At 65.4% G+C, this 9,777-nt stretch carries 7 protein-coding genes; 5 read left to right on the plus strand and 2 right to left on the minus strand.

The window, feature by feature from the left end; translation table 11 throughout:
• Nucleotides 1-1,070: hypothetical protein (locus UW3_RS27395; RefSeq protein ID WP_010225215.1), on the plus strand; the 1,070-nt coding region annotated here is incomplete at its 5' end.
• Complete coding sequence (locus tag UW3_RS0120575) at nucleotides 1,067-2,464, plus strand: aminotransferase-like domain-containing protein (RefSeq protein WP_010225216.1); 1,398 nt, start codon at nucleotides 1,067-1,069, stop codon at nucleotides 2,462-2,464. The genes UW3_RS27395 and UW3_RS0120575, both read left to right, overlap by 4 nt.
• A gap of 17 nt (nucleotides 2,465-2,481) precedes the next feature.
• Here UW3_RS0120575 and UW3_RS0120580 read toward each other — a convergent pair whose 3' ends face one another.
• On the minus strand, nucleotides 2,482-3,366 hold the full coding sequence (locus tag UW3_RS0120580) for a ChaN family lipoprotein (RefSeq protein WP_010225217.1): 885 nt from the start codon (nucleotides 3,364-3,366) through the stop codon (nucleotides 2,482-2,484).
• A gap of 123 nt (nucleotides 3,367-3,489) precedes the next feature.
• Here UW3_RS0120580 and UW3_RS0120585 point away from each other — a divergent pair, with 123 nt between their 5' ends.
• The 3 genes from UW3_RS0120585 to pgm all read left to right on the plus strand — a co-directional run bounded on the left by UW3_RS0120585 (nucleotide 3,490) and on the right by pgm (nucleotide 9,124).
• Nucleotides 3,490-5,133, plus strand: coding sequence for a VRR-NUC domain-containing protein (locus UW3_RS0120585; RefSeq protein ID WP_010225218.1), 1,644 nt, complete (start codon nucleotides 3,490-3,492; stop codon nucleotides 5,131-5,133).
• The gene (locus UW3_RS0120590) at nucleotides 5,130-7,385 is read left to right on the plus strand and encodes an ATP-dependent DNA helicase (RefSeq protein ID WP_026001430.1); all 2,256 of its coding nucleotides are present in this window, start codon (nucleotides 5,130-5,132) and stop codon (nucleotides 7,383-7,385) included. The genes UW3_RS0120585 and UW3_RS0120590 overlap by 4 nt, the downstream gene beginning before the upstream one ends.
• A 101-nt stretch (nucleotides 7,386-7,486) precedes the next feature.
• Nucleotides 7,487-9,124, plus strand: a complete 1,638-nt coding sequence (pgm, locus tag UW3_RS0120595; RefSeq protein ID WP_010225220.1) for a phosphoglucomutase (alpha-D-glucose-1,6-bisphosphate-dependent) — start codon at nucleotides 7,487-7,489, stop codon at nucleotides 9,122-9,124.
• Between the two features lie 110 nt (nucleotides 9,125-9,234).
• On the opposite strand, the gene UW3_RS27400 is transcribed toward pgm, so the two are convergent.
• Nucleotides 9,235-9,777: pirin family protein (locus UW3_RS27400; RefSeq protein WP_010225221.1), on the minus strand; the 543-nt coding region annotated here is incomplete at its 5' end.

The following is a 9,777-nucleotide window of genomic DNA, read 5'->3' on the forward strand; positions in this document are numbered from 1 at the left end:
GTCAACAGCAGGCTGAACGTCATGAACTGCTGCTGTTCGGTCATTTGCTGGCAGGGCTGCCACGCGCAGGTTTTGGCAGCCATGGCTACTTGCGCCTGGCCGAGCTGTGTCGCCAGGCCCTCGACTGGCGTGGCGGCGTCGACGCCATCATCAGCGCCCAGCCGCTGCTTGAGCGCAGGCGCTACCTGGCCTGGAGCCGCAGGGCCCTGCGTGAGGAGGACCTGCTGAGCATCAGGCCTATCCACAGTTGCGCCGCCTCACTGTGCGAGGGCTTGAGCGAACTGCGGCGGCGCTACCTGGAGCAGTTGTACGGCCAGGCGAAAACCTTCCCTCAGGCCGCGGTCGGTGACGTGTGTGCGCCGGCGATGCGCTTCATCACCATCGATGATCTGGTTCACGACCCCGACGTGCCCCATGACGAGCGCTTGAACCGCTTCCTGGGGTATCGCTTTGATGAGCAGTATTACGCCTGCGCACGCTCGGGCACGGCCAATCCGTTGCTGCTGGCGCACCTGAGCGGGCTGCATGCGCAGTTCATCGAAGACAGCGATTACCGTGAAGGTGTCGATGCCTACCTGCGCCAGGCGCGGTTGCTGATGCAGCGCAATGGTCTGCCGCGAGCCGTGCAGGTTCGCGTGTTGGGCCGCTGGCAGAACGCCGAGCAGTTGCAGCAACGCCGGGCCCAGGCCAATGAGTTTGCCTTGCAGGCCTATGGCCTGAGCGAGGCGCAACTGGTTTGCCAGCTGTTTGCGCCATTCGTCTCCCGTGGCTTGCGGCTCGAGGTATTTCTGCGCCGCTGTCATCCCGGCATGCTGGTGGCGTTGCCGTATCTGCACAAGGCGTTGCAGCAGTTGCCCGCGCCTGAGCCGGTGGTGCAATGGATGATCGACATCAGCGGCCTGAGTTTGCCACTGCTGCAGATGCTCTATCAGCGAGAGCCGCAGCCCAGTGCCCGGCCGCGTTCGCTGCTGGCGCGTATTCAGGGCCGCGGCGCGGACCTGCAACACCTGCGCCTGGCGCCGACGGCATGGACCTGGCTCAAGGCCGAGCAGCCTGGCGGCCATGGATGAAAGCGCCGGCGCAAGGCGAGTTCGCCTATCGGGCAGTGTACCGTTACCTGGTCGAACTGATTGCTCAGATGGCACCGGGCAGTTACAGCAAGCTGCCTTCGCTGTGTGACCTTGCTCAACGCCTTGACGTGTCGATTTCCACGGTGCAGTACGCCTATTCACTGCTCGAGCATGAGGGCCGGGTACAGCCGGTGCCCAAGTCCGGCTACTTTGCCAAGGTGCCGGCACTGGACGGCCAGCCGCGCAGTGGCGGTGATTTGCTTCAGGACCTGCAGGAGCATGCCAACTCGCCGCAGATGCTGGTGCTCAGCGGCGGCCAGGCGCAGGCCTTGCCATCGATCGAGGCAACGCTGTTGGGTATCGAGCGCCAGCTGTTGCGTCAGTATCCGCGGCTTGCCGGTGCGCCCCAGCCATGGGGCGATCTGCAGCTGCGCACCGCCCTGGCGGCGCGCTACACCCGCTCGGCGCAGCTGTACTGGAGTGCCGAGGATGTCTACCTGGCGCTGGATGTACGTTCGTTGCTGGAGACCACCCTGGCGGCCCTTGAGTTGCATAACAGTGCGGTGCTGGTCACCACACCCTGTTCCTGGCGCCTGTTGCGGGTGTTTCAGGCTGCCCGGATTCGGGTCATTGAACTGCCCTTGGGCCCTGAGGGTGGCCTGGACCTCGAGCAGCTCGCCCGGCTGCTACGTGAAGAGCCGGTGCGCCTGGCCATGCTGTCGTCACGCCTGAGTGTCCCGCAGGGCAGCCTGATGCCGGAGGCTGACCGCAAGGCCATGGCGCAGCTCCTTGACGTGCACGGGGTGTGGTTACTGGAGAACGACCTGGAGGCCGAGCTGTGCTTCCAGCCTGCGGCGGCGGGCTATCTGCGCGAGCTGGTCGACCCGCAACGCTTGCTGGTGTTCTCTTCGCTGGAGCGCAGTGTCGGTGCCGAGGCGCCTTATGCCTACCTGCTGTCCCGGAACTGGCATGGGCCCTTGCACCGGCAGTTTCTGTTGCGCGGTTTTCGCTTGCCGCCCTTGCGCCAGCAAGCGGTAGCACGTTTGTACAGCAAGGGCCGCATCGACCGGCACCTGGAACAACTGCGCTTGCGCTTGCACGAGCGCCTGAGCCACCTGTACCGGCAGATGCAGCTGTACCTGGGGGGCCAGTTGGAGTTCCAGATGCCGGCGGGTGGCGCCTGTATCTGGGTGCGGGCGCCGGTGGATACCCGGCCGTTGTTCCATCGTTTGCTGCAGCAAGGCCTGGTAATCGCCCCGGGCGAACTGTTCAGCTTGCGTGGCGACTTTCGTCGGCATTTGCGCCTGGGCTGGCCGCTGGGGCCGCAAGGGGACCTGCAGTACGGCCTGAGCATCCTCAGTGACGAGCTGCGGCGCACCCAGCAGGCCAGCTGAGCCCCCGCGCATCGGCGTCAGCGGCGCAATGTCGCGCAGTAGTCCTGTTCCGGTTGCGCGGCGGTGTACCAGACAAAGTCCGCGCTTTCGGCGCTGACGGTCTTGCCGGCCTCGGCCAGTATCAGCACCGGGTTGCTGCCGGGTGCTCCCAGGTCGATCAGGTGCAGCGGTACGCCCAGGTCCTTGCGCACATGGAATGCCCCGGCCAGTAACAGCGCCGGGCTGGGCGCGGCCAGCAGGCGTTCGGCCATGCGCCGGTCGCGTTGTTGCTGCACCGCCAGCATTGCCGGCATCTGGGGCTCGGGCAGCAAACCGCAATGGGACGAGCGAATGTCAGCGAGCAGGGTGGCTTGAACCTGTTGGGTGGTGGAGGCGTGGCCTTCGAGCGTCGGGTGCTGTGTATAGACCTGCATTACCTGCGCCCGGTCCAGGTTGGCGGCCAGCAGGGCATAGGGCTGGCGCAGCGCATAGGTCACCAGCGGTCCGTACAGGCTCCAATCCCAACCGGCTTGCCAGGCCAGCGCCTGGATCGGGTCGGCAGGTGGCTGCCCTGCGCGCGATGCGGCCTGCACGGCATCGACCCGATTCTGTTGGTCGGGGTTGAGCATTTCCAGCAACAGGCTGCCTTGCGGGCGCCGGGCTGCCAGTTCGCGCAACAGCCACAGTTGCAGGGCGTGATGGTCGGGGTTGTCGTGCTGCTCGCCGACCAGCACCCGTGGTGCCGCAGCCAGGCGCTCGACCAGTTGCTGCGGGGTCAGGGTACGGCCGCTGGCCAACTCGCGGATCATGCCAACGTCGGCGTGATCGCGCCCATGGGGCGCTATCGGTGCCGGTGGTGGCAGAACCTGATGGGATTGGCAGGCAGCCAGCAGGCCGACCAGGCAGAGCAGTCCTATGCGCATGGGATTTCCTTGTCGTCATGGATCGTAATCGCCAGCAAGAGCCTACGTTGGTCGCACGCAGGTTGCCAGACCAATGAGTCTGTATGTATAACCAGTGTTCCAGTTGCCAGCCCGTACTGTCCCGTGATCGCTCATTCCGTCGACGACCCGTTCTATTACCTGCACAACTTCCAGCAAGTGCTCGACTGGATCGAGTTGCGCTATGCCGACCTGCTCGACGACCAGGAGCAGGCCTTCATCCGCCAGTTTCGCCAGCAACCGCAGGCAGCCCGGGCTTTATTGGTGCGCATGGTGATGCGCAAGGGGCTGCTGTTTCGCCCGAGCAAGCTCGACTACGCCGAAATCGGCCCGGCACAGGCAGCGTTGGCGCCCTTGCTGGCTCTGGGCTGGGTGGCCGATGACAGCCTGCTGAGCCTGGAGCAATTGTTCCATCTGCTGCGCAAGGACGAGCTGGCCAGCGGCTTTGCCGAGTGGCTCGAGCGCCCGCGGGCCGCCAAGCGCGAGCTGCTGGCCCAGCTGCAGGCACTCGATCTGCAGCCCCGGCCGCTGCAGGCATGGCTGCCCGGCTTCGATGAGCCGATCATCGAGTTGCGCCTGCAGGCCTTGTGTGACCGCTTGCGTCTGCTGTTCTTCGGCAACCTGCACCAGGACTGGTCGGAATTCGTGCTCGCCGACCTTGGCCTGCTGCGTTACGAGCAAGTGGCCTTCAGCGACGACTCGCGGGCGTTGCGCAAACGCAGCGATATCGATGTCGCGCTGGCCTTGCACCAGTGCGGTGAATGGCTTGAGCAGGGCATGGCCCTTGAGCAGGTGGTCGAGCACATCGAGTGCCTGGACAGCGACAACCCCTGGTTGCTGCGCCGGCGCTCACGGCTGCTGTATCAGCTTGGCCAGCACAGCGAGCGCCTGGCCGACTGGCAACTGGCCTTGCGCATCTACCCGCGTAGCCGGCATCCGCAGGCGCGCATTCGTCAGGTGCGGGTGCTGGAGCGTAGCGAGCAGTGGGCACAGGCGTTCGAGCTGGCCTCGCAGATTGCCCGGCAACCGGCCAATGGCCTTGAGGTCCAGGCCCTGGCGCGGATGTTACCGCGTTTGCAGCGCAAGCTGGGCGGGCCGGCGCAGCCACGGCGGGCCAAGCCGCAGGTCAGCCTGGTCGAGCTGCAGTTGCCGGCCGAGCTGGCGGCCCTGGGGGTGGAGCAGGCCGTGCAGTTGCACCTGGGGCAGGGCGGTGGGCAGGTGCATTACGTCGAGAACGGCCTGTTCAACAGCCTGTTCGGCCTACTGTGCTGGGAGGCGATCTTCGCACCGTTGCCTGGCGCGTTTTTCCACCCGTTCCAGAGCGCGCCGCAGGATTTGCATGACGCCGAGTTTCACGGGCGCCGCAGCGAGCTGTTCGCACGTTGCCTGGGGCAACTGGACGATGGCAGCTACCGGCAGACCATCCGCCGCCATTTCATCAGCAAGCAGGGCCTGCAATCGCCTTTCGTTTATTGGCAGCTGCTCAGCGAAGCGCTGCTTGAGCAGGCCCTGGCCTGCCTGCCCGCGGCGCACCTGAAAAGCTGCTTCGAGCGCCTGCTTGACGACATCCAGGGTAACCGTTCGGGCATGCCCGACCTGATCCAGTTTTGGCCCGAGCAGCAGCGCTACCGCATGATCGAGGTCAAGGGCCCGGGCGATCGCCTGCAGGACAGCCAGCTGCGCTGGATCGAGTTCTGCGCCGGGCACGGCCTGCCGGTGGAAGTCTGCCACGTGCAATGGGCACCATGAGCTACCGTGTGGCGGTGCGGGCGCTGTGTGAGTTCAGCGCCAAGGTCGGCGACCTCGACCTGCGCTTCACGCCGTCGCCCACCGCCGAGGAGGGCATCAGCGGCCATCGTCGGGTAGTGGCCGGACGGGGTGAGGGGTATGAGACCGAAGTCAGCCTTGAGGGGCAGTACGCGACCTTGCAAGTGCGCGGCCGTGCCGACGGTTACGATCCGCGGCTCAATCGCCTCGAAGAAATCAAGACCTACCGCGGCGACCTGGCCCGCCAGCCCGACAACCACCGGCAACTGCACTGGGCCCAGGCGCGGGTCTACGGTTGGTTGCTGTGCCAGCAGCGCCAGTTGCCGGTGTTGCGCCTGGCGCTGGTCTACCTGAATGTCGACAGTGATGAACAGACGCTGGTCGAAGAACAACGCAGCGCCCAGGAGCTTGAGCAGTTTTTCAATGGCCAATGCGCGATCTTCCTGCACTGGGCCGAGCAGCAGATGCTGCGTCAGGTTTCGCGCAATCAGGGCTTGCAGGCCCTGGCATTCCCCCATGGGCAGTTTCGCCAAGGCCAGCGCGAGCTGGCCGAAACCGTGTACAAGGCGGTCAGCACCGGCCGCTGCCTGATGGCCCAGGCCACCACCGGCATTGGCAAGACCCTCGGCACCCTGTTCCCGTTGCTCAAGGCGATGGCCCCCCAGCAACTGGACAAAATCCTCTTCCTCACCGCCAAAACCCCTGGCCGTGCCCTGGGGCTGGAGGCGCTTCGGCAGGTGATGGCCAGCGCTACCCCGCCTGCGCTGCGCAGCTTGGAGCTGGTGGCCCGCGACAAGTCCTGTGAATACCCCGGCACGGCCTGCCATGGTGATGCCTGCCCGTTGGCCAAGGGCTTTTACGACCGCCTGCCCGCAGCGCGCCAGGCCGCCCAGGCCGTGGCAGTGCTGGACCAAGCGGCGCTGCGCGAGGTGGCCCTGGCCCATCAGGTCTGCCCCTATTACCTGGGCCAGGAGATGGCCCGGTGGGTCGATGTGCTGGTGGCCGACTACAACTACTACTTCGACCAGAGCGCCTTGCTGTATGGCTTGGCCCAGGCCAACCAGTGGCGCCTGGCGCTGCTGGTGGACGAGGCGCACAACCTGGTCGAGAGGGCCCGGCAGATGTACAGCGCCAGCCTCGACCAGGGCCAGTTGCTGGCCCTGCGCAAGCTTAAGCCCGCAGGCCTGAGCAGCGCCCCGGACCGTCTCACACGCCCGTGGAACGCCCTGCACAAGGAGCAGGTGGCGCCTTATCGGGTGGTTGACGGCTTGCCCGAGGCGCTGCTCAGGGCCTTGCAGCAGTGTGTCGGGGCGATCCAGGAGCAACTGAACCAGAACCCGACCGGCATTGACCCGGCTGTGCTGCAGTTCTTTTTCCAGGCGCTGCAGTTCACCCGCGTCAGCGAGTTGTTCGACGAACACTTCCTGTTTGATATCAGCAAGCGCCCGGGCCCGGGCAAGCGTGCCTTGTCGACCCTGTGCCTGCGCAATGTGGTGCCGGCGGCGCTGATCGGCCCCCGGCTGGCGGCAGCGCGCAGTGCCACGCTGTTTTCCGCGACCCTCAGCCCGCGCCACTACTACGCCGACCTGCTCGGCATGCCAGCCGATTGCGCCTGGCTCGAGGTCGCCTCTCCGTTTGCCGCCGAGCAATTGCAGGTGCAGGTGATCAGCAGCGTCTCGACCCGATACCAGCACCGGGAAGCCTCCCTGGCACCGATCGTCGAGCTGATCGCTGGGCAATATGGGCGTGCGCCGGGCAATTACCTGGCGTTTTTCAGCAGCTTTGAGTACCTGCAGCAGGTCTCGGCCTTGTTGGCGGCGCGCTATCCGGCCATCAGCCAATGGCGCCAGGCACCGGGCATGGATGAACAGCAGCGCCAGGACTTTCTCGAACGTTTTGCTCCCCAGGGCCAGGGCGTGGGCTTTGCCGTGCTCGGCGGGGCCTTTGCCGAAGGCGTCGACCTACCGGGGACGCGCCTGATCGGTGCGTTTGTCGCCACCCTCGGGTTGCCCCAGGTCAACCCGGTCAACGAACAGATCAAGCTGCGCATGGCCCGGTTGTTCGGCGCGGGGTTCGACTACACCTACCTGTATCCCGGGGTGCAGAAGGTCATTCAGGCGGCAGGACGGGTGATTCGTGGCACCCAGGATCGTGGCACGGTATTGCTGATCGATGACCGCTTCGCCGAAGCCCGCGTACAACGCATGTTTCCGGCCTGGTGGGCGCCACAGTAGAAATAATTGCCACGCCAGGGATCGTCACCGTCGCAAGCTTGTCAAAGTGCCAGTAAACTGCCTGTTTTCATTACCCTGAACATCCTTTCTTGAGGTTTTGCATGAAGCTCAGTCCTTTGGCGGGCAAACCGGCCCCGGCCTCCGTGCTGGTGGATATCCCGCAACTGTTGACCGCCTACTACACCGGCCAGCCCGATGCCAGCATCGCCACCCAGCGCGTTGCCTTCGGCACCTCCGGCCACCGCGGCAGCTCTCTGGAGCTGAGCTTCAACGAACACCACGTGTTGGCCATCAGCCAGGCCATCTGCCTGTACCGTCAGGCCAAGGGCATCGATGGCCCGTTGTTCATCGGCGCCGACACCCACGCGTTGTCGACCCCGGCCGCAGCAAGCGCGCTGCAGGTCCTGGCGGCCAACGGCGTTGAGGTCATGCTGTCCAAGGATGACGAGTACACCCCGACCCCGGCGGTGTCCCATGCCATCATCTGCTACAACCGCGGACGCAGCAGCGGCCTTGCCGACGGTATCGTCATCACCCCCTCGCATAACCCGCCGCAAAGCGGTGGCTTCAAGTACAACCCGCCCAATGGCGGCCCGGCCGACAGCGATGTCACCAAGTGGATCGAGGCCAAGGCCAACGAGCTGCTGGCGGTGGGCCTGGCGGGCGTCAAGCGCATCTCCCATGAACAGGCGCTGGCAGCCAGCACCACCCATCGTCATGACTATGTCGCCAGCTATGTCGCCGATCTGGAAAACGTCATCGATTTCGACGTGATCCGCAGCGCCAACCTGCGCCTGGGCGTCGACCCGCTGGGCGGGGCAGGGGTGCGCTACTGGTCGGCGATTGCCGAGCACTACAAGCTGAACCTGGAAGTGGTCAACACCGAGGTCGATCCGACCTTCCGCTTCATGTGCGTCGACTGGGACGGACAGATCCGCATGGACCCGTCTTCGCCGTATGCCATGCAGGGCCTGATCGGCCTGCGCGAGCGTTTCGACGTGGCGTTCGCCTGCGACCCGGACCACGACCGCCACGGCATCGTGACCCCGAACGGCCTGCTGGCGCCGAACAACTACCTGGCCGTGGCCATCGACTACCTGTTCCAGCACCGTCCGCAATGGCGTAGCGACGCCGCCGTGGGCAAGACGGTGGTCAGCAGTGGCCTGATTGACCGCGTCACCGCGCGCTTGGGGCGTCGTTTGTTTGAGGTGCCGGTGGGCTTCAAGTTCTTCGCCGACGGTCTGTTCGACGGCTCCCTGGGCTTTGGTGGCGAGGAGAGCGCCGGCGCCTCGTTCCTGCGCAAGGACGGCAGCGTCTGGACCACTGACAAGGACGGCCTGATCCCGGCGCTGCTGGCGGCGGAAATCACTGCCCGCACCGGCCGCGACCCAAGCCAGGCCTATACCGAACTTACCGCCAAGCTGGGCGAGCCGTTCGCCACCCGCGTCGAGGCCAAGGCCAACCCGCAGCAAAAGGCCCTGCTGAGCAAGCTGGCACCCGAGCAGGTCAAGTCGACGATGTTGGCCGGTGAACCGATCGAGCAGATCCTCAGCCATGCGCCGGGCAACAACCAGGCCATTGGCGGCCTCAAGGTGATGACCGCCAACGGCTGGTTCGCGGCGCGGCCGTCGGGGACCGAGGACATCTACAAGATCTACGCCGAAAGCTTCATCGATGAAGCGCATTTGCAGCGCCTGGTGGCTGAAGCCCAGGAACTGGTGGATGCGGCGATTGCCTGACCGCTAAAAGCATCGCTGGCAAGCCAGCTCCCACAGGTGTTGCAAATATCTGAGAGATATCACCTGACCTGTGGGAGCTGGTCTTCCCAGCGATGGGCCGCATAGCGGCCCTAGGCTACATCGACCAGCACGATCTCGCTGTCCTGCACCGCCGTCACCCTGAGCACCGGCTCGTCCTCGATCGCCACCCCGTCACGGGCTTCGGCGCGCAAACCGTTGATTTCAACCTGGCCCTTGGCCGGCACCAGGTAGCCACGGCGCCCGGCTTCGAAGCGGTACTCGGCGGTTTCTCCTGCCTGCAAGGTCGCTGCCACCAGGCGTGCATCGGCACGAATCTGCAGGCTGTGCTCGTCGCCCTCGCGGCCACTGGCCAAGGTCACGAAGCCTTCACCGCGCTCGCCTTTGGGGAACGGCCGGGTCCCCCAGGAAGGCGCCTGGCCAACGCGCTCAGGGACGATCCAGATCTGGAAGATGCGCGTATCGACCTTCTCCAGGTTGTATTCGCTATGGGTGATGCCGGTGCCGGCACTCATCACCTGCACGTCACCGGCCTCGGTGCGGCCCTTGTTGCCAAGGTTGTCCTGGTGGCTGATGGCGCCTTCGCGCACATAGGTGATGATCTCCATGTCGCGGTGCGGGTGCGGCGGGAAGCC

This window comes from Pseudomonas donghuensis (assembly GCF_000259195.1).
GTDB lineage: Bacteria > Pseudomonadota > Gammaproteobacteria > Pseudomonadales > Pseudomonadaceae > Aquipseudomonas > Aquipseudomonas donghuensis.